This is a genomic window from Candidatus Zixiibacteriota bacterium, from assembly GCA_019038695.1.
Taxonomy (GTDB): domain Bacteria; phylum Zixibacteria; class MSB-5A5; order GN15; family FEB-12; genus B120-G9.
In genome coordinates this window covers 64,220-87,641 of sequence record JAHOYZ010000022.1, presented here as the reverse complement: position 1 = coordinate 87,641, position 23,422 = coordinate 64,220, and the positions used below count along the sequence as shown (strand labels likewise).

At 51.2% G+C, this 23,422-nt stretch carries 23 protein-coding genes; 2 read left to right on the top strand and 21 right to left on the bottom strand.

Annotation, left to right across the window (positions count from 1 at the left end; genetic code table 11):
* Nucleotides 1-83 precede the first annotated feature (83 nt).
* From rplS to ffh, 5 genes are read right to left on the bottom strand one after another with little or no spacing between them, the layout of a single operon-like run.
* A complete protein-coding gene (gene rplS, locus KOO62_07660) occupies nucleotides 84-599 on the bottom strand; it encodes a 50S ribosomal protein L19 (protein MBU8933869.1) in 516 nt (171 codons plus the stop codon).
* A gap of 37 nt (nucleotides 600-636) precedes the next feature.
* Nucleotides 637-1,401 (bottom strand): tRNA (guanosine(37)-N1)-methyltransferase TrmD, encoded by a 765-nt coding sequence (gene trmD / locus KOO62_07655; GenBank protein ID MBU8933868.1) that lies wholly within the window; start codon nucleotides 1,399-1,401, stop codon nucleotides 637-639.
* Nucleotides 1,391-1,939 carry a ribosome maturation factor RimM gene (gene rimM / locus KOO62_07650; GenBank protein MBU8933867.1) on the bottom strand — a complete coding sequence of 183 codons (549 nt, stop codon included), beginning with the start codon at nucleotides 1,937-1,939 and terminating at the stop codon, nucleotides 1,391-1,393. The genes trmD and rimM overlap by 11 nt, the downstream gene beginning before the upstream one ends.
* A 56-nt stretch (nucleotides 1,940-1,995) precedes the next feature.
* Nucleotides 1,996-2,481 (bottom strand): 30S ribosomal protein S16, encoded by a 486-nt coding sequence (rpsP, locus tag KOO62_07645; GenBank protein ID MBU8933866.1) that lies wholly within the window; start codon nucleotides 2,479-2,481, stop codon nucleotides 1,996-1,998.
* Between the two features lie 31 nt (nucleotides 2,482-2,512).
* Nucleotides 2,513-3,835 (bottom strand): signal recognition particle protein, encoded by a 1,323-nt coding sequence (ffh, locus tag KOO62_07640; protein MBU8933865.1) that lies wholly within the window; start codon nucleotides 3,833-3,835, stop codon nucleotides 2,513-2,515.
* An 835-nt stretch (nucleotides 3,836-4,670) separates the two neighbouring features.
* Here ffh and KOO62_07635 point away from each other — a divergent pair.
* Nucleotides 4,671-4,964 carry an RNA-binding protein gene (locus tag KOO62_07635; protein ID MBU8933864.1) on the top strand — a complete coding sequence of 98 codons (294 nt, stop codon included), beginning with the start codon at nucleotides 4,671-4,673 and terminating at the stop codon, nucleotides 4,962-4,964.
* Nucleotides 4,965-5,190: 226 nt separating this feature from the next.
* Here the strand turns inward: KOO62_07635 and KOO62_07630 are convergent, their stop codons facing one another.
* From KOO62_07630 to hutU, 6 genes are all read right to left on the bottom strand, one after another.
* Nucleotides 5,191-5,592, bottom strand: coding sequence for a hypothetical protein (locus KOO62_07630; GenBank protein MBU8933863.1), 402 nt, complete (start codon nucleotides 5,590-5,592; stop codon nucleotides 5,191-5,193).
* Nucleotides 5,592-6,059: a hypothetical protein gene (locus KOO62_07625; GenBank protein ID MBU8933862.1), complete on the bottom strand. Its 468-nt coding sequence runs from the start codon at nucleotides 6,057-6,059 to the stop codon at nucleotides 5,592-5,594. Before KOO62_07625 ends, KOO62_07630 begins: the two co-directional genes overlap by 1 nt.
* The gene (locus KOO62_07620; GenBank protein MBU8933861.1) at nucleotides 6,056-7,003 is read right to left on the bottom strand and encodes a PorV/PorQ family protein; all 948 of its coding nucleotides are present in this window, start codon (nucleotides 7,001-7,003) and stop codon (nucleotides 6,056-6,058) included. The genes KOO62_07625 and KOO62_07620 overlap by 4 nt, the downstream gene beginning before the upstream one ends.
* Before the next feature lie 89 nt (nucleotides 7,004-7,092).
* Entirely contained in the window at nucleotides 7,093-7,608 is a 516-nt protein-coding gene (locus KOO62_07615) for a hypothetical protein (protein ID MBU8933860.1), read from the bottom strand.
* Nucleotides 7,608-8,876 carry an imidazolonepropionase gene (gene hutI / locus KOO62_07610; GenBank protein ID MBU8933859.1) on the bottom strand — a complete coding sequence of 423 codons (1,269 nt, stop codon included), beginning with the start codon at nucleotides 8,874-8,876 and terminating at the stop codon, nucleotides 7,608-7,610. The genes KOO62_07615 and hutI overlap by 1 nt, the downstream gene beginning before the upstream one ends.
* A 51-nt stretch (nucleotides 8,877-8,927) precedes the next feature.
* Nucleotides 8,928-10,583 carry a urocanate hydratase gene (gene hutU / locus KOO62_07605; protein MBU8933858.1) on the bottom strand — a complete coding sequence of 552 codons (1,656 nt, stop codon included), beginning with the start codon at nucleotides 10,581-10,583 and terminating at the stop codon, nucleotides 8,928-8,930.
* 145 nt (nucleotides 10,584-10,728) lie between these two features.
* Between hutU and KOO62_07600 the strand changes: the two genes are divergently transcribed.
* Complete coding sequence (locus KOO62_07600) at nucleotides 10,729-12,258, top strand: T9SS type A sorting domain-containing protein (protein ID MBU8933857.1); 1,530 nt, start codon at nucleotides 10,729-10,731, stop codon at nucleotides 12,256-12,258.
* A 17-nt stretch (nucleotides 12,259-12,275) separates the two neighbouring features.
* Here KOO62_07600 and KOO62_07595 read toward each other — a convergent pair whose 3' ends face one another.
* The 10 genes from KOO62_07595 to yidC all read right to left on the bottom strand — a co-directional run bounded on the left by KOO62_07595 (nucleotide 12,276) and on the right by yidC (nucleotide 23,401).
* Nucleotides 12,276-13,310: a DUF58 domain-containing protein gene (locus tag KOO62_07595; GenBank protein ID MBU8933856.1), complete on the bottom strand. Its 1,035-nt coding sequence runs from the start codon at nucleotides 13,308-13,310 to the stop codon at nucleotides 12,276-12,278.
* A gap of 6 nt (nucleotides 13,311-13,316) precedes the next feature.
* Nucleotides 13,317-14,324, bottom strand: coding sequence for a MoxR family ATPase (locus tag KOO62_07590; protein ID MBU8933855.1), 1,008 nt, complete (start codon nucleotides 14,322-14,324; stop codon nucleotides 13,317-13,319).
* A gap of 437 nt (nucleotides 14,325-14,761) precedes the next feature.
* The gene (locus tag KOO62_07585; protein ID MBU8933854.1) at nucleotides 14,762-15,190 is read right to left on the bottom strand and encodes a polymer-forming cytoskeletal protein; all 429 of its coding nucleotides are present in this window, start codon (nucleotides 15,188-15,190) and stop codon (nucleotides 14,762-14,764) included.
* Nucleotide 15,191: 1 nt separating this feature from the next.
* Nucleotides 15,192-15,959, bottom strand: coding sequence for a M23 family metallopeptidase (locus tag KOO62_07580; protein ID MBU8933853.1), 768 nt, complete (start codon nucleotides 15,957-15,959; stop codon nucleotides 15,192-15,194).
* A gap of 6 nt (nucleotides 15,960-15,965) precedes the next feature.
* Entirely contained in the window at nucleotides 15,966-16,808 is an 843-nt protein-coding gene (locus tag KOO62_07575) for a ParB/RepB/Spo0J family partition protein (protein MBU8933852.1), read from the bottom strand.
* Nucleotides 16,805-17,563 carry an AAA family ATPase gene (locus KOO62_07570; GenBank protein MBU8933851.1) on the bottom strand — a complete coding sequence of 253 codons (759 nt, stop codon included), beginning with the start codon at nucleotides 17,561-17,563 and terminating at the stop codon, nucleotides 16,805-16,807. Before KOO62_07570 ends, KOO62_07575 begins: the two co-directional genes overlap by 4 nt.
* Nucleotides 17,564-17,659: 96 nt before the next feature.
* Nucleotides 17,660-18,274: a class I SAM-dependent methyltransferase gene (locus tag KOO62_07565; protein ID MBU8933850.1), complete on the bottom strand. Its 615-nt coding sequence runs from the start codon at nucleotides 18,272-18,274 to the stop codon at nucleotides 17,660-17,662.
* Complete coding sequence (gene mnmG, locus KOO62_07560; GenBank protein ID MBU8933849.1) at nucleotides 18,274-20,160, bottom strand: tRNA uridine-5-carboxymethylaminomethyl(34) synthesis enzyme MnmG; 1,887 nt, start codon at nucleotides 20,158-20,160, stop codon at nucleotides 18,274-18,276. Before mnmG ends, KOO62_07565 begins: the two co-directional genes overlap by 1 nt.
* Before the next feature lie 120 nt (nucleotides 20,161-20,280).
* The gene (gene mnmE, locus KOO62_07555; GenBank protein MBU8933848.1) at nucleotides 20,281-21,696 is read right to left on the bottom strand and encodes a tRNA uridine-5-carboxymethylaminomethyl(34) synthesis GTPase MnmE; all 1,416 of its coding nucleotides are present in this window, start codon (nucleotides 21,694-21,696) and stop codon (nucleotides 20,281-20,283) included.
* Entirely contained in the window at nucleotides 21,674-23,401 is a 1,728-nt protein-coding gene (gene yidC / locus KOO62_07550; protein ID MBU8933847.1) for a membrane protein insertase YidC, read from the bottom strand. Before yidC ends, mnmE begins: the two co-directional genes overlap by 23 nt.
* Nucleotides 23,402-23,422: the final 21 nt, after the last annotated feature.

Here is a 23,422-nt window from a genome sequence, read left to right as displayed (position 1 = left end):
TTCGACCTACTCAAGACTCAACATCAATACACAAAAAAAAGCGCCCTATACCAGGGCGCTTTTTCATCTATTGTAGAAAACAACTACTCAGATTTCTCTTCCGATTTGGCATCGGCCTCAGGTTTCTCGGCTGGAACTTCTTCGACCTTGGCTTCCGCCTTCGGTTCTTCGGCAACGGCCTCGACCGGCTTTTCTTCCGGTTTGGTTTCCGGCTCAACCGGCTGTGCTGGTTCTTCTGCCTTCTTAGAAAGCTTGTCGCTCAATTGCTCTTTGATTCGAGCTGACTTGCCAGTGAGTTTGCGCAGGTAATACAGTTTGGCGCGTCGCACCGAACCGGACCGTAACTTCTCGATTTTGTCAATATTAGGTGAGTGGAGTGGAAATACGCGCTCGACACCAATCCCACCCGACATCTTACGCACGGTAAATGTTTCGCCGGTGCCACCACCGCGACGACTAATCACCGTACCCTGGAAAACCTGAATACGTTCTTTGTCACCCTCCCTGATCTTCACATGGATCCGGAGGGTATCACCCGAGCCAAACTGGGGATGATCTCCCCGCATATAGCTCTTCTCGATATGGTCAATACGTTTCATTATCTGATCCTTTCGTACCCACAAGTGGGTTTTCTTATTATCGACAATACTTATCTTTCTTCAATTGCTCAATCTCTTTCTTGTCTTCATCGGACAATTCGGCATTCTCCAGCAGGTCGGGCCGATTAGTCAAACACTTGCGCAACGCCTCGCGATGACGGAATCGCTTGATCTCCTCATGATTGCCGGAAATCAATTCCGGCGGAATCTCAAATCCTTCGTACGTCGTCGGCCGTGTATACACCGATGGACCGAGGATTGTGTTCATGTGCGAATCCTCAAGGGCCGACTCAAAATTACCCAGCATACCGGGGATCAGTCGCGCTATTGCATCAATCATTACCAGCGCTGCCGGTTCGCCACCGGAGAGGACATAATCGCCAATTGAGACCTCATCCAAATCATAAAGATTGTTGAGCCGCTCATCCACGCCAAGGTAATGTCCACAGATAATCGTCACCCGCTCACATAGCGAATAGCGAATCGCGGATGGCTGATTAAATACTTTACCAGCGGCCGAAGTAAGGATTATTCTCTCCTTCTTCCCGGTATCACTGCTTTCGCCATGGCGAGTATGCCCCAGCGCCTTCAGGCAACGGTCAAGAGGCTCGATTTTGAGTACCATACCTCCGCCGCCACCGGATGGTGTGTCATCGACTGTGCGATGCTTGTCGGTCGCATAGTCGCGCAAGTTTATTATTTCGATGTCAAAGAGCTGTTTGTCAATCGCTTTCCCGACCAATGACTGCTTCAATGTCAGATTGAAGTAGTCCGGAAACAACGTGACAATTTCAAACTTCATCAACAGCCGTCTGGCTTTTCTCGTTCTCTATCAGTCCGGCTGGATCGACTGTTATCCGTCCGGCTTCTGTATCTATCTCTCGCACAAACTTCTTCACGGCCGGGAAAAGCACTTTCTTGCCTTTCGTCGTCTCAATTACATAGGCGTCGTTGGCGGGATACTGCTCCACATCAACGACTCTTCCCAGCAGTCTCCCAGTCTTTTCCTCTATCAGCTCGCAACCGACCAGTTCGAAGATATAATGGCTTCCTTCGGGAAGCTCCACCATCTCGGTCTTCGGAACCGCCACATCACAATTGGTAAACCGGGCGGCATCTTCGGGGGTGCGAATCCCTTCAAACCGCAACACGGGTCGACCGGAAACGATAGCAGCCGAAACAATCTTTATTTTCTCCCAGTCTCCACGCCTTCGAACCAGGATATCTTTCAGGCCAACAAAACGATCCGGAAAGTCGGTCTCGGGAGTGACATATATCTCTCCATTAAGTCCCCGGGGGCGACCCAATCGGCCGACAACTACGAACTCCTCATCCGACACGATCTGATCCTCACTGCTATCCCGATTCGCCCGCTACCTTTGCGAGCAACCCGGAGCTATTCAGTTTCTTTCTTATCCTCAGTAGCTTCCGGCTTGGCTTCTTCCTCTTTCGCTTCAGTGGCTTTGGCTTCTTCCACTACCTTAGCTTCAGTGGCTTTGGTTGCTTCAGCGGTTTTGGCATCCTCAGCTTTGGCGAGTGCCGCCTTTTTCATCTTGCGCGTCTTTTTAGGACGTTCCGTGATAGTCGCCTTCAGCACTAGCTCTGAGACATCCTCTCCTTTACTGGCCTTGATGTACTTGTCGTTGAATCCAACCTGGGTAAAAAGAGAGTTGACTGTGTTCGAAGGGATTGCACCTTCATCCAGCCAGTAGGTGATCCGGTCTTCGACCAGCTTCACTTTGGCCGGCTTATCGACCGGGTGGTATGTCCCTAAGATTTCCAGAAAACGACTATCGCGCGCCCGCCGCGAATCCGCAGCGACGATACGATAGGTGGGCTGTTTTTTCTTGCCCATCCGACGAAGTCTAATGTGTACGGCCAAAAATCCTGACCTCCGTTTTTCAGGTTTCCACTCAGAAAGGCATCATCCCTTTGGGGAGCCCTTTGAGCTTACCTTTATTCATATTACTAAACATCTTTTGCATACCGTAAAACTGCTTCAGCAGTTGATTGACAGACTGAATGGAATTGCCGGACCCTTTGGCAATACGCCTCTTGCGCGAGCCATCGATCAGACCCGGGTTGCGACGTTCGGCAATAGTCATCGACTTGATAATCGCAACCATACGCTCCATGTCTTTCGGGTCAACTGTAACTCCCTTGAGCGCCTTGCCCATACCGGGAATCATTTTCAGCAATCCATCGAGCGGTCCCATTTTCTTAATCTGGTCCATCTGGTCCAGGAAATCCTCAAAGTCAAACTGCGCCTTGAGCAACTTTTCCTGCATCTCAATCGCTTTGCTTTCGTCCATTGTTTCCTGCGCCTTCTCGACTAAGGAAACAACGTCCCCCATACCAAGGATTCGTGACGCCATCCGGTCGGGATGGAACGGCTCCAGATCGCCCAGCTTCTCACCAGTCGAAGCCAGCTTAATCGGGCAATTTGTAACCTCGCGGATCGACAACGCTGCGCCACCGCGTGCGTCGCCATCAAGCTTGGACAGCACTACACCTGTAATATCAAGTCGCTTATGAAATTCCCCGGCAACCTTGACCGCATCCTGACCCGTCATGGCATCGGCGACAAGCAACAACTCATCCGGTTTCACAAGGCTCTTGATGTCCTCCAGTTCAGTCATCAACTCGTCGTCAATGTGCAGTCTTCCGGCGGTATCAAGAATGACCAGGTCGATAAAATTCTTCTCGGCATACTTAAACGCCTCGTGGCAAATCTCGGGCGGTTTTTTCCCTTCCAACGAGAAATGCTCGACGTTAATCGAATCTGCCAGTACTTTCAATTGTTTCACCGCCGCCGGACGATAGATGTCTGCCGCCACCACCAGTGGCTTTTTGTTCTTTCGACGGTGCATCAACGCCAGCTTGGCGCACAACGTTGTTTTGCCCGATCCCTGAAGACCGCACACCATATACACTGTGGGTGATTTATCTATCGGGGCCAACGGTTCGGCCTTGTCGCCGAGGAGGCGGATCAATTCTTCGTGAACAACCTTGATTACCTGCTGACCCGGCTCAAGCGCCTTGAGTACTTCATCGCCGATCGCTTTTTCCTCGACCGAGGCGACAAATCGTTTGGCTACCTTGTAATTGACATCTGCCTCGAGCAACGCCTTGCGGACCTCGCGCATGGAGTCCTTGATGTTTTTCTCCGAGAGTTTCCCGGCGCCGCGTAACGTCTTAAAGACGGATTCCAGCTTGTCGGTCAGGTTACCAAACATGTCAATAACAGCAATAAAGGTAATGTTCGAATCCTCAACGGGATTCTAACCGCCTCACTCTAAAATGTAACACGCTGTCTCTCTCCACAATTGGCTGGAGACAGACGAACTCAAAAAGCCCATTAATATAGCAAAATCGAAACTTTTGGCAAGAAGTTTATGTCATCCAAGCACTTTGGGTCTTTTTTTGTTGTATTTGTAAGTGGGTGCAGGGCAAGGAGATTTAGGTTTATTAAGTTTTTGGGTGAGGATGATTCACATATCAGGTAATGATATTGGCAAGGATTATTATGGTCCAGTCACGTCAGCGTATGATGAAGATCATCACACTCAGGATTCATTCCTTCAATCAATCGTAATTTCCATCGTCTGTTCCATTTCTTCAGCCGCTTTGATCTCGACGGTCACAAATGTTCCTCATCCCTCATGTACTCACCATACATAAATGATGGTACAAGCCACTGACAACCCGTATCAGTTTTTCGTATCACGGATAGCAGATACCCCTCGCAGCCCTCCTCACCCGTGTCATATCATGACCGACAAAGGAATGCGAGCGCGAGATTGCACTCTTTTGGTTCCGTGTGGGTGCTTCATAACCGTTTCACTTTTTTATTATTAGCTATTGACATTGTTTTGCTTAGCCGATATACATGGCATGTATGACTGGTATCCCTCATTGTTTTTTTCCAGGCTTTTGTCGAGGCTTATGTTCTTCCTGTCAAATCTTTGGAAAAGCTGATTTCGGGGACCGACGCGCAATAGTGCGCATTAACGCTTATGCTGCTGATCACTAAAACCGGTTGGCATGTACAAGCAACTACCGGAGTGTAGAATGAATATCTACATCGGCAATCTGTCGTACGATACGACAGAAGATGGATTGCGACAGGCTTTTGAAGCCTTCGGCGAAGTATCAACCGTTAACATCGTGACTGATCGCGAAACCGGCCGCCCGCGTGGCTTTGGTTTTGTTGAGATGCCCGACCAGGAAGCTGCCACAGCGGCTATCAGTGGTGTGGGTGGTCAGGAACTCGACGGACGCACGCTCAACGTCAACGAAGCACGCCCGAAGCGTGAAGGTGGCGGCGGCGGACGTGGCGGCGGCGGTGGTCGTCGTAGCTGGTAAAAACAGACATTAACATCGCTTTCGGGCGATGACTAATTGAATGTGAGGGAGACCGGTTTAGGCCGGTCTCTTTTTTTGTGGTGGTTGTTGTAGGGCAGAACCCCCTGGTGATTCTGCCAATCCGAGAAGGTGGAACCGCTAAGAAGCTTTTCGTACAAGACTCATGGGGCAGACGAGGGCGTCTGCTGTGCCCATTGTAACCTGGCAAGAATAGGGTAAGGTCTGCTTAGAGTTCGCCGCCGGTCGTTTCAAAGCTGGCTTCAGCCCAGGCTTTGAGACCCCCGACCACATACAGTGCACGGGTATAGCCCAGAGCGACCAGAGTTTTGACTGCCTGTTTGCTCTGCTCCTCGGCGTAACCAACACAGTAGATCGCAACCGACTTGTCAGTAGGAAGAAGATTCGACTGGGCTTCAAGACTATCGACGGAAATCCGCACATCGACAAATGCCATGCGCCTGGATAAAAACTCCCCCTCGGAACGAACATCAAGCACGAACGGATCAGCCCCGGAGGTCACCAACTGATGCAACTCCTGAATTGTAGCCGTTGGCTCCGGTTCCACAGCACAGCCCAGCCACAAACAGCTGGTCAGAATCAACAATGCGATAACTACGTTTCGGTGCATCAGTTCTCACTCACCACGGTTTTGAAGCTATATATCTTCCACTGATCGTGGACTTTGTGTAATCCAAACTTCGTGCGCCATCCACGCGACTGCTCTTTGTCAACGAAAGTAACCTCGACTGTCGCTGTCTCACCGATAACCTCAGCTTTATTTACGATTCTCTGGAGATCAAACCATCGTTTTTTTGTTTTACCTTCGCCGGTAAGATCATCGAGAATCTGCTCGGGACTGGTGAAAACTCTCGGCTTGTTAGTCTGAAGAGCATAATCTTCATTTAGATTACTCATCAACTCGGAGAGATCAAGAATATGAGCCAGCGTAGCGCGGTCATCTTTCTCCATGGCTCCGAACATGGCAATCACTGCTGCTTTGGGGTCGCTGCCCAATTCATTGGCACACGATGGCATCATGGCCAGAATCAGGGCGGTGGCCAAAAGAACAGTAACGATCCTGCGTGTGTTCATCATAGACTTCCTGTCAGAGTTATTCTGTGACTATCGCCCAGTTCTGCACCGGGCGCAAAGGCGTATGATATTTGTAATTGTCTGATATCAAAACCGACACCGAGACCAAGCCCGGCCCAACTGTCCTCGGAATCACTGGTTCGGTAGTTGACGCCAAAACTGTTCCATCCCAGGCGAAGGTAGAACGGGCGCAACTCCCAATATTCTGCGCCGAAAGCCACCACCAGCTTGTTATCAATCGGCAGAATCAAATCTCCAGCGAGAGTAATTGGCAAGCCCCTGGGTCGGAGTCCGACCCCGGCTCGGAAAGTTAAGGGCATAGGATATTTTTCATCACCCAGGCTCGATAACTGCATACCGAGATTCTTTACGGCCAGTCCCAGGCTCATGCGATCGCGCAGTCGAGAGTAGCGAAGACCGATATCGGCGGCTACTCCGAACGCGGAGTATTCATCGACCGACTCAAAGATGAACTTGACCGTGGCGCCATAGGAGATGTTCGGTCCTCTCCGGGTAGCAGCAGAAAAGGCCAGTAGAAGATCACCCCCACCGAAATCGCCCAGCTCCGCGCCGGTCTGATCAGTACGCGTAAAATCGCCGTAGTTGAGATAACTGATCCAGCATCCCAGCGCCAGGTTATCGTGCTGCTTCCGCACATAGCCGAGAAAGCCTGATTGCATATCGACGAAATAATTGTGATAGCCCGCGATAAAACGATTCTCTTCAAGAGAGACAATACCGGCAGGGTTATAGTACAGAGAAGATTCGTCATCAGCCAGGCCTGTGAGGGCTCCGCCCATAGCCACCGCGCGGGCACCTACGTTAATCTTGAGGAATGGGAAACCACTGGTGCCAGCCTTGGAGTGAATACTGCTGGCATAAACAGAACCACTCAATAGGACCGTGATTATAACCAGGGCCAGAATCTTGCTACAATATGATCTCATGGACTATCCTCAGTTTGTCTTATGTTAGCCATCCAAACGGTTCCGGTCAACCAATTCTATCTCAACTTCAATTTCATCGGTAAGGACGTTCACCAACTCTTGGTTGTCTTATTAATGATCGCTTCCACCAGCAGGCCGATAGCAGTCTGCTGTCCGTCCTCTTCGCTTTCTACATCGACCTTATAGATTCCTTGTTGACTGATCCGCTCTTTCCAGATTTCGGACCCATCATTCGAATTCTTTAGGAGAATATCAAAATCCATAGTCACGGCGTATGAAATCACTTCGTCTTCCGGGGTAAACTCGTGTGGACGGCGGTCGTATCGCACCAGAGAACCGACCAGGATGGCCTCGGCATTTTCAGCTGAGACAATCTTCATACTGCCATCGGCGATAAAAGCATCAATAACGTCATCTGTCATGCGATCGGCCAAACCAAACTCGGGCGTTTCATTTTCAAATCGCTCAACCGCAACTGACGTAATAGTAGATTTCCCCCGGGGATTGAAAGTATAGACACCGCAAGAGGCCAATGCCATCACGATGCCGGTCAGGATCACCGTCAGGACGGTCAGTGTACTGGACTTCATACCTTTCCTTCGCATTATGCCCCCACCACCATCTGCCCACCCTTGATAACTTGCGCTACCAGGTTTACAGCGTAGTGGTATGGTAGTTCCCGATAATCAGCCATTTCCCAGATCACTATATCGGCCGGCATGCCGACTTGCAGCTGGCCAATCTTTCCTCCGCGATCAATAGCGCAGGCGGCGTTGACCGTTACTGCCGACAATGCCTCGGCTGCCGTCATCTTCATTTCCAGGGCGGCCAGTGAGATCATAAACGGCAACGACTCGCTATAACTCGAACCGGGATTACAATCGGTCGAAAGCGCCACCGCCACTCCTTCATCAATCATCTTCTGCGCCGGAGCGTACTGTTTACCGGCCAGCGAAAAAGTCGTACCCGGCAACAGTACCGCTATGGTGCCGGCTTTGGCCAGCGCACTGATGCCGCTATCGGAGATATAAACCAGATGGTCAGCTGAAATCGCCCCCATCTCAGCTGCCAGCTCCGCACCGCCGACCGATTTTAGTTCGTCGGCATGAAACTTCAATCCCAGTCCTGCCTGCCGTGCAGCTTGCTGGATACACCGTGATTCTTCGATGTCGTAAACGCCTTCTTCTGTGAAGATATCGGAGAACTCCGCAAGCTTGCTTTCCATCACGGCTGGTAGCATTTCGTTGTTGATGAGTTCAATATATTTGTCGCGACGATCCCGGTATTCGTCGGGGATCTCGTGCGCACCCAGAAAGGTTGGCACCAGGTCAATGGTGTGGGTCTGGTTCAGATCGCGGATCACTTCGAGCTGTTTCAGCTCTGCTTCCATTGACAAACCGTACCCGGATTTTGCTTCGATTGTCGTCACGCCATATCGTAATATGCGATCCAGCCGTTTTCTTGTTTTCTCCAGCAATGTCTTCTTTGGGGTTTCACGCAGATCGCGAACCGAAGCGCGAATACCCCCGCCCGCCTGAGCGATCTCCATATAGTTTTTGCCGGCGATACGCATCTCGAATTCTTTTTCTCTGGTCATAGAGAACACGGGGTGGGTGTGCGGATCGATCAGCCCCGGCGTCACCACCGCCCCTTTAGCATCAATGACAACACATCCTTCAGCCAGAGGGGCTTGCCCTTCCACCTCGTCAGAGTGTCCGACCGCGAGAACCTCAGCCCCGGCAGCGGCTATGCCGCCGTCCTTTATCAGGCCGATATCATTGAGTTGCTTACGACCGAGACGCGGATAAGGACCAGCCATCGTAACCAATTGACCAATGTTCTTGATTAAGAGCGTTGCTTTCTTTTCACTCATGGTTTCATTACCAGATCGATAGAGAATCCCAGGATTCACTCAAGCTGGATGCTACTTCTTCTTCATTGGGATTTTGACTTTGTGTTTCCTCGCAAACTTGACAGCATCGTCATAACCGGCATCAACATGGCGCATTATACCGGTTCCCGGATCGTTGGTCAGAACACGATTGAGCCGTTTCTTCATCATTGCCGTACCGTCGGCCACAATCACCTGCCCGGCATGAATGGCATTGCCCATTCCGACTCCGCCACCGTGGTGAATCGACACCCACGACGCACCTGAGACAGCGTTAAGCATTCCATTGAGCAACGGCCAGTCAGCAACCGCATCGCTGGTGTCAATCATGCCTTCAGTCTCGCGATAAGGAGAAGCCACGCTACCGCAATCAAGATGGTCACGCCCGATAACAATCGGAGCCTTGATTTTACCCTTCTTAACATACGTGTTCAAGATGTCGGCGAACCGCGCCCGCTCTCCGTAACCCAACCAGCAGATACGCGCAGGCAATCCCTGAAACGGAATGCGGTCGTGAGCCATCTTGATCCAGCGCATCAGGGAATGATTATGTTTGAACTCGCGCTGGATGATTTTGTCGGTAGTGTGAATATCTTTCGGATCGCCAGAGAGCGCCACCCATCGGAATGGTCCCCGTCCCTGACAAAATAGCGGACGAACGAACAGCGGCACAAAACCTTCATAGGCAAAAGCGTTTTTCACTCCGGCCGTTTTGGCCTGACCGCGAAGGTTGTTGCCGTAGTCAAAGGTCACACTCCCGCCCTTATGAAATTTGATCATCGCTTCACAATGCTTAGCCATCGCCTTGTAGGATCGTTTGATATATCCTTTGGGGTCTTTCTTGCGAAGACGTTTGGCCTCGGCCATGCTGTACCCTTCGGGAACATAACCATTTAGTTCGTCGTGAGCCGAGGTTTGGTCAGTTACAATGTCGGGCCTAATCCCGCGCCGGTATATTTCTGCGAAGATAGTCGCCGCGTTGCCAACCAGTCCGATTGACACCGCTTTTTTCTGCGATGTAAACTCATCGATCATCTTAAGCGCTTTGTCGAGAGAGCGAGTCTTGATGTCGCAAAAACCTTCTTTTACTCGGCGGGTTATCCGCGCTTCGTCAACTTCGACCACAAGAATACATGCTCCGGCCATAGTCCCCGCCATCGGTTGAGCGCCACCCATACCGCCCATGCCACCGGTGAGAATCCAGCGTCCGGACAGGTCGCCGTCAAAATGTTTGTCCGCCGCGGCGGCAAATGATTCGTACGTTCCCTGAATAATCCCCTGTGCGCCGATATAGATCCAGCTTCCGGCCGTCATCTGACCGAACATCATTAGTCCCAGTGCATCAAGCCGGCGGAACTCATCCCATGTCGCCCAGGCAGGCACGAGATTACTGTTGGCGATCAACACTCGCGGGGCGTAGTCGTGGGTCTGGAATATTCCCACCGGTTTGCCTGATTGTACGAGCAGGGTTTCATCGTTCTTGAGAGATTTCAACGACCGACAGATAGCCGTATAGCAATCCCAGTTGCGGGCTGCTTTACCGATGCCGCCATAGATAATCAACTCCTTCGCATTTTCAGCCACGGCCGGATCGAGGTTGTTGTTAATCATTCGATAGGCGGCTTCCTGATGCCACCCCTGGCACGATATCTTGGTCCCACGCGGGGCGCGGCATTTCTTCGGTTTCATCGCCTTCTCCTTATAAGGTGAGAGTGAATATATGCCGTTGATGTGGCCGGGGCAAGGGCGCATTGGGTGGGGAGGGTATCACTAGTTGACAATAATGGCTGTATAAGTATATTATCCATAGAGAAACATATCTGAGGGGATTTCTATGTTGTTCAAGCAGGCTTTCCAGATCGGGGTTGTTGTTCTCGTAGCAATATCTTCCTCTAACGCATCAGTCAGTCTGAAGCTGGAGGCCACGTATGTTGTTCCCGGTCTGGCACAAGACATTCGGTATGTGAAGTTCAATGACATTGATGGTGACGGACTAATGGAGCTGTTGATCTCGGAGGGAGAGAACGTGCTTCTCTATTCACCCGCATTGGATTCGATTCTATTCCAATACCAGGTTACCGAGGCATACCTGGGCCAGATTCTGTTTGCTGATGTCAATCGCGACTCCGTTCCGGACGTGGTGATAGGCACTTATGCGGAGGGTACGTACTCGACATGGGTGATTACCTTAAACACTTTCGATGGATCCTCCGGTTTCGTTGCAGTATCCCCGCTCAATGTATCCGTAAATAAAACCATGATCCTCATGCAACACTTCATTACAGATCTAAAGGCGTTTGATATCAATCGCGACGGGTACAACGAAGTTCTGTTTTCGTTTGACTCACTGTGGGCTGGCACTGCCGAGCAAGTGGTCGGATCTACCCGTTTGTATCACTCACTTCCCGACTCTCTTATTTGGCGTGGGAAGTTTGAAATAAGCGATGCCCGGCTCGGGCAATATGCGGAGGATGCAGTTGTCATCGCCAGTCGCCGAACAGCCTATGCGATCGACCATTTCGTACATGAACAATCGGAAGATATTTTCCCAATAATATTTAACAGCGACGGCATTTCAGGCCCAAGCATTAGCTATTTCGAGCCGCAGCACTGCTACGGTCATTACCGAACCTTTCTGAATTCGCAGGGAGCTTATTGTGCTGGGAATATAAGCGGCGATGAGTCCGTACTGGAAGTTGTCAGTGTTCACAGTTGGTATCAGTATTGTTCCGAAAGCCTTGGCGGGGATCCGATAATGGATACATCGGGGGCGAATCTCATAATGCATCGCGTCTTTTCGACAGATTCGTCCGAGCTGGCTTGGGCTATGCCAGAAAGCGGGTATCATGCTCTTGCTTTCGACCCGAGCTACCATGGGAAGTTTATTGCTCTCTCCAGTGAAGGCAAGATGGTGATGTTCAGCATCGACGATGGAACTCCTGTTGATAGTTGTGATCTTCCTCCCGGCGAGATGTTCTGGGACTATACTTACAATGATGGCATTCCAGCTTTGGTAATCATGAATGGCAACGAAGTCTCCATCTACAGTGTGGGGGTCTCAACCGGCGTTGATGATGAAACTGATGATTCACATTTGCCCCGAAACTTCTTGCTCCATCAGCCTTATCCTAATCCGTTCAATGCAACACAGACAATCCCGATCACTCTGAACCGCAGATCAACTTTGTCCGTAGAGATCTTCAATCTGTTGGGGCAGAAAGTCACAACGCTGTTCGAGGGTACGGAAGGTCCTGGGGCTAGGCAGTATTCATGGGAAGCCGGGAAGTACTCCAGTGGCGTCTATCTGGTCAGAGTTCAGAGCGGTGAGGAAACCGCAACCAGGAAAGTGGTTTTAATCAAGTAGCTGGCGCTCCTCCCCCCCTAATACAACCGCTCCCTCTTAGCCAGGAACGCATACAACGCTTTGTCGAAGGGCATCGCAGTATCAATAGGATGATAGTCGATATTGGCCTGGCGACAGGCGGAGGCGATTTCGTCCGAGAAAGCACGGACCGCTTTGCCAAATGACCCCCTGATCTGGTACGGCGAAGTAGTAATCTCATCGCCTGTCTCCATATCCTTAAACACCGCCTCACGCGGGAATGCAAAATCCCGCTCGCGAGGATCAAGAATATGAAAGACAATCACCTCGTGCTTATTATAGCGGAAATGTTTCAGCCCACTGATAATCTTCGAGGCGTCATCCAGCAGGTCCGAAAGAATAATCACCAACCCGCGCCGTTTGATCCGGTCGGCCATCTCGTGCAGGGTGACCGAAATATCAGTTTTGTCGCTGGGAGTCTGTGATGCAATCTCGTTTAGCAGAACATGCAAGTGTCCCGACTTGGAGCGCGGCGGAATGTAACGCCGGATGGTGTCGTCAAATGTCACCAACCCGACCGCATCGCGTTGGCGCAGCATCAAGTACGACAACGCACCACACACCAGGCCGGCGTAGTCGAGTTTGCGTATCCGGTCGCCCGACTGGTAGGCCATAGAGGCGGAGCAATCCAGCAGCAGGTAAGCCTTGAGATTGGTTTCTTCCTCGTACTGTTTGATGTAATAACGGTCGCTTTTGGCGTAAACCTTCCAATCAATGTCGCGGATGTTATCGCCCGGCATGTACTGCCGGTGTTCGGCGAACTCGACCGAGAAACCATGGTAGGGGGATTTATGCAACCCGGCAATAAACCCCTCGACAACCATACGTGCCCGCATCTCCATCCCCTTGAGTTTGGAGACGATTTCGGGATCGAGATATTTGCGATGGTCGGTATTCACCGGGACTCCAGACAGTGTCGCCCTTCGACTCCGCTCACAGGCATCGCCTGGTTGGGTAACATTACCGATACTTGCAGTATACGAATGATTTCGTGGGCGGCAGACGCCCCCGTCTGCCCCATTTGAAGTGGCCATACCACTCTAAGACTTCTCCTTCACCGTTTCCAGTATACGGCGGATGATTTCCATAGTATCGACGCCGTCGGCTTCAGCATTAAACGAAGTCACGATCCGATGCCGCATCACAGGATAAGCCGCAAAGCGAACATCCTCCGGTCCCGGTGTTGGACGACCATCGAGAATGGCTTTTGTCTTGGCAGCCAGGATCAAATACTGCGAGGCGCGAGGTCCCGCACCCCAGTTGACCCAGTTTTTGACAAAGTCGAGGGCGTTGGCTTCGCTTGGTCGGGTGGCTCGCACCAGTGCGACCGCATACTCGACCAGATGATCCGACACCGGTACCCGGCGCACAAGTTGTTGAAAGGCAATAATGTCTTCAGCGCCAAGAATCGGGTTAAGATCGTATTGAAGAATCGCCGTGGTTGACTTCACGATTTCTCGTTCCTCAATGTCACTGGGGTAATCGACGAACACGTTGAACATGAAGCGGTCAAGTTGCGCCTCCGGTAGCGGGTAGGTACCTTCCTGCTCAATCGGGTTCTGTGTCGCCAGGACAAAGAACGGCTCCTCGAGACTGTACGTCTCACCGGCAGCGGTAACTTCATGTTCCTGCATCGCCTGAAGCAGTGCGGCCTGAGTCTTGGGGGGGGTGCGGTTGATTTCATCGGCTAGAATGATATTGGCAAAGACGGGACCCTTGACAAAACGAAACGCTCGTTTGCCGGTGGTACGGTCATCATCGATTATTTCTGTGCCCGTAATATCGGACGGCATCAGATCGGGTGTGAACTGAATGCGATTGAACTTGAGGTTGAGAACCTGGGCAAGAGTTGATATTAGCAGCGTTTTGGCCAGACCGGGTACGCCCACAAGCAGACAATGCCCCGCCGACAGCAACGAAATCAGCAACTGTTCGACCACCTCGTCCTGACCGATTATCACTTTGCCGATCTCAGCCTTGATTTTCTGATGAGCTAATTTCAGGTTTTTCATTGCCTCTGTATCGGAAAACGAGTCAGATGATGTCATCTATGAACCTCCAAATTGGTAGTCTGGTGCCGGCTGTCTGTTGCCAGTGTTAGTCTTGTTCGCCTTATACTCGCCAAGGGATCGGCATATCCCTGTAATTCTATAGAATCAAGAGGGTTGCGAGTGGTTTCGAGGGTCTTTGGGAGAACGCGCAAGATGATCCCGCTTGGCCACATGAGTCGATGGCGTTTCGTGCGTGGCGACCGAAGCCGGAAAATACCTTGAAATCAAGGGGTTTGGCGTCCTCTGTGTGATCCAATGCTGTATCTGTATTCTCTAACTTGCTAACTTCCAGCCTCTTACATCTCAGTATACAATGTGGAAAACAGGTCAACAAGCTCCATGCTTATACATCTTATGTTGTGGTGTATCAACGGGATATAATGTTGTTCACAATTTTGTTCTGTTTTCCACATTCCGATCAAGACCTGTGGAAACTACTTACCCTTTGCTTTATCGGACGCAGCTACTTTTTCCGATTTCTCCACCGGTGGTGGCAGAAAGCCGAGGTCTGGCTTAGTACCCTTCATGTTGCAGGCTCCACAGAACAATGCTCCCTGCTCAATCACCAACGATTTTGTGCGGAGATCGCCGTCCATCTCGCAATTGGTCTGCAGTTCGATTTTTTCAGTGGTGACAATGTCGCCATGCATTTTGCCGGCTACGATGGCGGTCTTTGATTCCACTTCAGCTTCCACGATACCGGTGGAGCCAACGGTGACGCAGTCAGAGCAAATGATCTTGCCCTTGACTGAGCCATCAACACGCAGCGCTCCCTTCACATCCACTGTGCCGGTAATCACAGTGTCTTTGCCAATAATAGTATTCATCAGGCCTTCCGTGTCACTGCCATTTAGTTTTTTCATTTCAGTGTTCTCTCAACGGGTCTATGGGTTTGTCGTTTATTCTCACTTCATAGTGCAGATGCGGCGCGGTCGATTGTCCAGTGCTGCCGGACAATGCGAGCCGACTACCCGCTGATACCGCCTGGTCTACCTCTACCAGCAGACTATCGTTGTGGCCATACAGGGTTGTTATAGTGTCGCTGTGGCGAACTACGACCATGAAACCATAGGTACTGTCGAAGGCGGCAAAAGACACTACTCCAGCAGCCGTGGCCAAAATAGGGGTACCTTCCGAGCAGGCGATGTCGATGCCGGGATGGTAATGGTTGGGGTCGTCGAGGTTGAAATCCTGACTGATAAACCCTTGCACTGGCAATCCACTTGGTATGGTCAGATCGACAATTCCCGGTCTTTCGACTACGGCCTGGTGTGGCTTGTCCAGAGCTTCGAAGATTGTTTCATCATCGGGCAACTGTGGGAATTCAAAATCGATTCCGGCCAGTTCAGCCATTCGACCTACCATCTGCCGCGTCTGAATAAGATTCTGTTCGAGCAATTGCACCTTATAGTAGTACTGTTTCAGTCTTTCGTTTTCCTCCCGGAGACGGTCGGTCATCGCTGCTCGCCCTATGATCCCGGAATAGGTAGAAAAGAAGACAATCATGCCCAGGATTACCAGAACAAGTACCGAACCTGCCAAACGCACCAGCCATTGCCGCACACGAAGACCTCTTCGCGGTTGGGCGCCATCAGGCACGAACATAATTGTCACATACTTCGGTTCTCCCATTGTCTACTATCCAAGTTTCTGGAACATCTCTAACAGGCGGTTGAGATCATCGGTGCCATAATACTCAATCTCAATCCGCCCCTTCTTTCGCCCGGTAACAATTCGCACCGAAGTTCCCATCAACTGCTTCAGGTATGACTCCATCTCTGCGATAGCAGGCACCCGTCGTCGCGTGGCCGGTCGGCGTCGAACCCTGGTTGTGTGTCGTTCGACATCACGTACCGACATTGATTCTTCTTCAATGCGACGGGCAAGATGCAGCATCTCCACTTCGTTATCAAGAGCAAGCATTGTCCGGGCGTGACCTTCGCTGAGACGCCCGGCACGTACCAACTGTTTGATAGATTCCGGGAGTAACAATAATCGTATAGCGTTAGCCACAGCGGTCCGGCTCTTGCCGACATGAGAGGCAAGTTCGCTCTGGGTATGGTTACACTTCTCCATCAACGAACGATACGCCTCAGCCGCCTCGATAGCGTTCAGATCTTCACGCTGCAGGTTCTCGATCAAAGCGAGTTCGAGCATGCGTCCCTCGTCGATGTCCTTCATTACTACAACCGGTACTTCATTGAGTCCGGCCAGACGAGCTGCCCGGAATCTACGTTCTCCAGCGATAATAGTAAACGTGGACCCATTTTGTACAACTACCAGGGGTTGCATGACACCATCGCGGGTCAGCGAAGCAGCCAATTGCTGCAACGCCTCGTCATCAAAATCGCGACGGGGTTGCATCGGGTTCGGTGCGATCCGATCAAGAACTACTGTTTTGAATTTGCGGTCGTCAACTTGCTTTGTTGACTCGGTCGGAATGAGCGCATCAAGCCCTCTTCCAAGTACTACCTTCTTCATTGTCCCACCACCTCTCTTGTGAGAGCCATATAATTCTCGGCTCCGGTGGATAGAATGTCGTATAGAATAATCGGCTTGCCAAACGATGGCGCCTCCGACAAACGAACGTTCCTTGATATCACAGTATTATATACTTTGCTTTCAAAGTGGTCGCGCACCTGCGATTGAACTTCGCGCGAAAGGTTCAGTCGTCGATCAAACATGGTGAGAAGAACACCTTCGATTTGAAGATCCGGATTAAGATTCTCGCGAACAAGCTTGATCGTGTTCACTAATTGTCCGAGACCCTCCAACGCGTAGTATTCGCATTGGATGGGGATAATCACCGAATCGGCGGCGGTCAGGGTGTTAATAGTCAGTAATCCCAGTGACGGCGGACAGTCAATGATGATATATTGATACTCGTCGGTAATAGTCGCCAGAGCAGATTTTAATCGACTCTCTCGCGACATCATCGAGACCAGCTCCACTTCCGCCCCGACCAATGATATCGATGACGGCATCAAGTGTAGATAGGCCAGCTCAGTCTCGCACACACCCTCAAGGAAAGATCGGTTGCCAATAAGAACATCATAGATCGACAATTCGATGTTTTTAGAGTCAACACCAACTCCACTGGTAGAATTGGCTTGCGGGTCCATATCGACCAGGCAGGTCTTATATTCGGCGGCTGCCAGACAGGAACTGAGGTTAACGGCGGTAGTGGTTTTACCCACTCCTCCTTTTTGATTTGCGACTGCGATTATTCTGGCCAACCAACACTCCTTGTTGAGAGAATCCACGCGGTGTTCTATCTTGGGGAGTATAGTAGCGGGACACTACCAGATAATCAACTAAAATGTGGGAGGATGCTAAACCTTCCGGCAGTAGAGAGTGACGTTTTTGATTCGTTCCTGCTCATCTTGGAAGCTTTCGACTCTGGATGTGACCGAATCGTCTGGTACGACAAGATCGGACTGCGCGTAATAAATAAACACTCCACCTGGCGATAGTCGGGGAATGATGCGGCGCAACAGACGGGGTGTCAGGCGGACCAATCGCATGGTAATCAGATCGTAGCGCACATCGGACTGTGGAAGGTCTTCGAGAGTAACCGGAGCGATATGGACATTCAGGTTCATCGCATCAGACATGCGCTTTAAAGCAGTGGCTTTCTTCTGAGTGCGTTCAACGAGCGTAGTCTGTGTGATCTCAGAAGTGAGCAGGATTGGTATTGAAGGGAACCCGCCACCAGAACCGATATCAAGATAGCGCTCGAACGAATCTCTGTCGACCGATTCAAGTGGAACAAGAGACTCGGCCGCCAACTGAGGGAGTCCACTTCCGATTGTTTCACGTGAAACAAGGTTGACTCGTTCGTTTTCCTTGGTGAGGAGCGCGAAGAATTCTTCGAGTCGACAGGATGGATCGAGACGGGAGAGCAGCTCGTTCGTCACATAGCGGCAGGGAACGGTCGCATCACTCATCAGGTTCCTTCTTTCTGGCGAAAAACGAAAATCGATAGGATAGCCACATCACCGGGTGTGATGCCTTCTATTCTACTGGCCTGGCCTAGAGAGTCGGGACGATAACGGATGAACTTCTGTCGTGCCTCCGTCTTCAGTCCTGGTACTTCATCATAGTTGAAATCGTCGGGGATAACCACCGCCTCGGCTTTCTTGAACTTGTCAATCTCGCGCTGTTGTTTATCTATGTAGCCGGAGTAGCGAATGAATATCGTTGCCCGTTTAAGCACCTCCCGATTCACACTAACATCTCCATCGAGCTTCTCCAATAGGTCCAGCGCGCTATCGAGAGGAACATTGGGCTGTTTGAGCAGATTCTCTAGGCTTATATTAGTCGTTCTTTGAAAGCGGTGGCCATACTCGCCAAGGTCAGCAACACGCACACGCTTTTTCTTGAGAGACTCGATACAAGATTCCGTCTCGCGTTGCAGCGCTCGGAACACGTCTGATTCCTGAGCAGGGACTAAGCTATACTGCTCAGCATACTTACAAAGTCGGTCACGGGCATTATCTTCCCTGAGTGCCAGACGATACTCGGCGCGCGAAGTGAACATGCGGTACGGCTCAGTTGTCGATCGAGTAGTCAGGTCATCGATCATCACCCCAAGATAAGCCTCCGACCGGTCCGGTACGAAGGGTGATTCACCCTCAATACTTAGCACCGCGTTGATACCTGCCAAAAGTCCCTGAGCTGCCGCCTCTTCATAGCCGGATGTCCCATTTATCTGACCCGCCAGATAGAGACGAGCAATCCGACGCGTCTCCATAGTAGGTCTGATCTGGTGAGCTGGACAATAGTCATACTCGATAGCATACCCCGGTTGGGTCAGGCGGACTTCGCTCAGCCCGGTAATAGTTCTTATCGCTTCTCGCTGTACATCCTCCGGAAGGGCCGTAGAGAAACCGTTGGGGTATATCTCGTTAGTACCGTTTCCTTCAGGTTCGAGGAAGATTTGGTGGCGGTCCTTGTCTGCAAAACGGTAAAACTTATCCTCGATTGATGGACAGTACCTGGGACCGGTGGAATGTATCTGTCCCGAAAACATGGGCGACAGCGTTCTGTTGCGGCTGACGATCTCTTTGGTATGGGCTGTCGTATAAGTCAGATGACAGCATGCTTGTTCGAGGTCTCTGTTGCGTGAGCGATGAGAAAAAAGTGGCGCGGGAGCCTCGCCTAACTGGACCGTACATTGGGACAAATCAATAGTATCACCATCAAGTCGCGGGGGCGTACCTGTTTTCAGTCTTCCGATTTCAAAACCGAGTGACTTCAGCGAATCTGTCAGGGCGTAAGCACCTGGTTCTCCCATCCGTCCGGACTGGATCTGTTTCTCCCCAATGTGAATCAACCCTCCTAAAAACGTACCGGAGCAGACTACTATCGCCTTCGCAGCCACCTCGTGACCGTCTTCGAATACTACTCCTACCGCAGTTTCGTCCCGCGTTACAATCTTGCCTACAAGCCCCTCGATAATTGTGATACGGCTGTCCTGCTTAATTCTATCGACCACGAACCGATTGTAAGCGATGCGATCAACCTGAATGCGGGTGGACCAGACAGCCGGGCCGCGCGACAGGTTGAGCCTGCGGAATTGAATACCAGTAGCATCGGCAGCTTCACCAATAAGCCCCCCAAGTGCATCTATCTCTGTGACCAATTGTGACTTACCTACACCACCAACAGCTGGATTGCAGGACATTAATGCCAATTTGGATTTATCCATGCTAACAATAGCGACTTGTCGCCCCATCCGTGAGGCGACGAGAGCAGCCTCCACACCAGCGTGCCCTCCGCCAACAATCACTATGTCAAAGTCAGCAGTTCTCAGTTTCCATTCTCCAATCATCTCTCAGAGTATTACCCTCAATGAGGAAAACAGCCCATACGTGGGTTTCACGTGAAACGCCCGAAGGGCGCTGCTGGGGGCGCATGTTCACTCCTACTGCAACTTGAAAAGCGCCTGTGCTCATTTGCCAACGCAGAACCTAGAAAATATCTCACCGAGGATTTCCTCATTATATATTCTGCCGGTGATCTCGTCCAGGGGGGTGATTGCCTGGTGCAAGGTAAAGGCCACAATCTCCGGCGACTCACCCTGTCTGACTTGCTCCGTCGCTGATTTGAGCGCCGTTGCAGCCAGATCTAGTTTCTGTCGATGTCGAGCTGATGTGACCACCAGTCCCGAAGTCAAATCAGGCATACGAAGCTGCATTCGTGTAAGAATAGCTTTCTTGAGTGCTTTCAACCCCTTGCCGGTCTGACATGACACACAGAGTGTGTTCTCCATGGTAAGCGGTGGCAGTATCCGTGGCACCTTATGAATTAGGTCTATCTTGTTACCTATCATTATGATACGGTTACTTGCGAGATGGCCGGTGAATTCTTTCAGGCTTTGTTTCCAATCCCGACGTGATAGATCAACTACCCACAGTATCAAATCGGCCGAGTCTATCACTTTCCGAGCTGCCTTATGGCTGGCTTGTTCAATCTGACCACCGCCACTGCGAAGTCCGGCAGTGTCGATCAGATTTACCGGAAAACCACCAACATCAAGCCACTCAGAAAGATAATCGCGCGTAGTTCCGGCTGTCCTGGTTACAAGTGCTCGCCTTCGCCGCAAAAGACGATTAAATAGGGACGATTTGCCAGCATTAGGCGCTCCAGCTATAGCCACTTTATAGCCTTCTTTCAGTAGCCTTCCTGCCACATATGTTTTCACAAGACCTGTCAATCTCTCTCGCAGAGCGTTCAGAGATTCCACGGTACAATCCATGCCTGCTGGCTCGATATCCTCAGCGAAGTCAATCGAAGCCTCAAATTCGGCCATCAGGGAAGTAATCTGCTCCCGAAGGGCGCCAATTTCAGCTGTATATGCTCCGAGAAGGTGCTCCCGTGCCACCGTATGCGATAGACTGGTGTTGGCGCTTATGACGCTTGCCACTCCCTCTGCCTGGGTAAGATCAATGCGGCCAGCTAAAAAGGCTAGTTTGGTGAACTCGCCTGGTTCAGCCACCCGTGCTCCGGAGGCCAGTAACTCGTTCAGGATAAGCTCAACGACCATCCGGCCACCGTGACAGAATATCTCAACCTGCTCCTGACCCGTGTAAGATTTCCCCTGTGGCATATAAACCGCTGTTACTTCGTCAATTGTCACACCATCCGGGTCGAGAAAATGTCCCAAGCGCATCAGGAACGGCTTGGGAGCACTCTTAGTGATGGGCCGGAAGTGCTTTTCCAGCAAATCCACACTCCGCGTGCCGGCCAGACGCACCGCGGCGATGCCACCCTCGCCGGGAGGCGTGATTATGGCTGCAATAGTATCGGGAGAGATGCTCCCGCGAGCGCCACTTTCTTTGTCCTCAGGACGTTTGGACCTCAACATTCTTCAACTTGTTTCGCTTGAAAAGGAACCAGTCCAACAGTGACATTAGCGAGAATACAGTCCAATAAAGAATCAATCCCGACGGCAGACTGTACAACAGGAAGCCCATCATCAGAGGAAAGATATACATCAGAGCTTTCTGTTGCTGCTGGCTGGAGGCCATAGTCAATTTGGACGAAATGAACTGCGTGATGACCATGAAAATCACCAGGATGATATACGGATCGGTAAAGCCGGAAGCACCGCGCGACAGATCATCCACAAAGCCAACAAACGGTGCCGCTCGAAGTAAGATCGTCGCTTGGAAAACTCGGAACATAGCTATCATAAGAGGCATCTGCGGCAGCATCACGAGACAGCCTGACATCGGATTGACACCATGCGTCTTGTACATCTTCATCGTTTCGCGCTGCAGTGCCTGAGCGTCCTTCTTGTGCTTTTTCTTAAGCGCTTCTATTTGAGGTGCCAGGTCCTTCATGGCCTGCATCGACTTGAATTGTTTCATTGAGAGCGGTAGTGTGATGATCTTCACAATGAGAGCGAAAAGAATAATCACCAGCCCATAGTTGGGGATAACGTCGTACAGTTTCGGTAACAGGTACATGATGGCGATAGCGAACGGTCGGAGGATCATGCCAAAGAAAGGAGCGGTGCCAACGTCGAGCATCGCTTCCAGGTCAACATCGTAGTCCCACATTAACATGTAATCCATCGGCCCCACATAGACAGTGAAGCTATCCACAAACCCACTAACACCGGCGAACGGCATAACCAATCCGGCGGTGATACGCTTCTGTTCGACATTGCCGTCGGGAGTTGAAATCTGGCGCTTGCTGCCATAGCCCAAGGCGAGATCAGCTTGACGCCCCTGCGGAATCATTATGGCCGTGAAATACAACGATCGCACGCCAACCCAAGTCGTGTAGCCTTCGAGCGACTGATTAAGCGTGTCACCCTCGAAGTCATCGAGTGCCTCTCGCGATCCTGACTGCATTGCGACCGCTTGCATAGCACCGTAATCTTTGTCGAGCTGCTGCTCGGTAGTTCCCAGTGGCGTATTCCAAATCAACGCGTACTGACGTTCAAACCCCAACTTCTCGCGATCTTCTACTTCAAGGGCAAAGCCGTAATGATAGGCGTCGGGATAGAAGTGATACCGCTTCCGCATGACTCCGCCATCGGGTGACACAAAAGCATACACAACCTCCAGAGTGTCATGAGTCGCATCGTACTGTCCCGGTGTCAGATTGCAACCATAATGTAGTGTTGCTGAAGAAAATGTCCCACCGGCAAAGACAGCATCCGGACCAGCGAGATCCGCCTCAGGCATCATCTCAATGGGCTCGCCGTTACGGTAGTGGTGCTCCAGAAGCTTCATCGAAATTGGTCCCCCACCGTAACTGGTAAGCAGCACCGAGTACTTATTGGTGGAGATTACAATCGTATCAACCCCAATCGTGTCCAGATCAGTGGATTGAGACAGGATCGGGACCAGCTCGCCCGTCTCTGCCAATGGTTGGGGCGTCTGCTCCTGTGCCTGCCGACCGGCCTGGGTAGCGGCAATGGAGTCGGTAACTACTTGTGTTTGGTCCGATTGTGGAACCGGCTCTGTTGGTGTATACAACCCGAGGAATTCCAAGATCGGGTAGTAAAACAGAATAATTGCGACCAGCAGGATGATCAGCGGTAGTGTTTTCTTGTCCAAGATTTCTTCCCTGATACAGTG

What these genes read in the sequence shown, in the direction of transcription:
- rplS (MBU8933869.1), bottom strand. Translation starts at nt 599, where the DNA reads ATGAAACGTATTGACCATATCGAGAAGAGCTATATGCGGGGAGATCAT.
- trmD (MBU8933868.1), bottom strand. Translation starts at nt 1,401, where the DNA reads ATGAAGTTTGAAATTGTCACGTTGTTTCCGGACTACTTCAATCTGACA.
- ffh (MBU8933865.1), bottom strand. Translation starts at nt 3,835, where the DNA reads ATGTTTGGTAACCTGACCGACAAGCTGGAATCCGTCTTTAAGACGTTA.
- KOO62_07635 (MBU8933864.1), top strand. Translation starts at nt 4,671, where the DNA reads ATGAATATCTACATCGGCAATCTGTCGTACGATACGACAGAAGATGGA.
- KOO62_07630 (MBU8933863.1), bottom strand. Translation starts at nt 5,592, where the DNA reads ATGCACCGAAACGTAGTTATCGCATTGTTGATTCTGACCAGCTGTTTG.
- KOO62_07625 (MBU8933862.1), bottom strand. Translation starts at nt 6,059, where the DNA reads ATGATGAACACACGCAGGATCGTTACTGTTCTTTTGGCCACCGCCCTG.
- KOO62_07620 (MBU8933861.1), bottom strand. Translation starts at nt 7,003, where the DNA reads ATGAGATCATATTGTAGCAAGATTCTGGCCCTGGTTATAATCACGGTC.
- KOO62_07615 (MBU8933860.1), bottom strand. Translation starts at nt 7,608, where the DNA reads ATGCGAAGGAAAGGTATGAAGTCCAGTACACTGACCGTCCTGACGGTG.
- hutI (MBU8933859.1), bottom strand. Translation starts at nt 8,876, where the DNA reads ATGAGTGAAAAGAAAGCAACGCTCTTAATCAAGAACATTGGTCAATTG.
- hutU (MBU8933858.1), bottom strand. Translation starts at nt 10,583, where the DNA reads ATGAAACCGAAGAAATGCCGCGCCCCGCGTGGGACCAAGATATCGTGC.
- KOO62_07600 (MBU8933857.1), top strand. Translation starts at nt 10,729, where the DNA reads ATGTTGTTCAAGCAGGCTTTCCAGATCGGGGTTGTTGTTCTCGTAGCA.
- KOO62_07595 (MBU8933856.1), bottom strand. Translation starts at nt 13,310, where the DNA reads ATGGCCACTTCAAATGGGGCAGACGGGGGCGTCTGCCGCCCACGAAAT.
- KOO62_07590 (MBU8933855.1), bottom strand. Translation starts at nt 14,324, where the DNA reads ATGACATCATCTGACTCGTTTTCCGATACAGAGGCAATGAAAAACCTG.
- KOO62_07585 (MBU8933854.1), bottom strand. Translation starts at nt 15,190, where the DNA reads ATGAAAAAACTAAATGGCAGTGACACGGAAGGCCTGATGAATACTATT.
- KOO62_07580 (MBU8933853.1), bottom strand. Translation starts at nt 15,959, where the DNA reads ATGGGAGAACCGAAGTATGTGACAATTATGTTCGTGCCTGATGGCGCC.
- KOO62_07575 (MBU8933852.1), bottom strand. Translation starts at nt 16,808, where the DNA reads ATGAAGAAGGTAGTACTTGGAAGAGGGCTTGATGCGCTCATTCCGACC.
- KOO62_07565 (MBU8933850.1), bottom strand. Translation starts at nt 18,274, where the DNA reads ATGAGTGATGCGACCGTTCCCTGCCGCTATGTGACGAACGAGCTGCTC.
- mnmG (MBU8933849.1), bottom strand. Translation starts at nt 20,160, where the DNA reads ATGATTGGAGAATGGAAACTGAGAACTGCTGACTTTGACATAGTGATT.
- mnmE (MBU8933848.1), bottom strand. Translation starts at nt 21,696, where the DNA reads ATGTTGAGGTCCAAACGTCCTGAGGACAAAGAAAGTGGCGCTCGCGGG.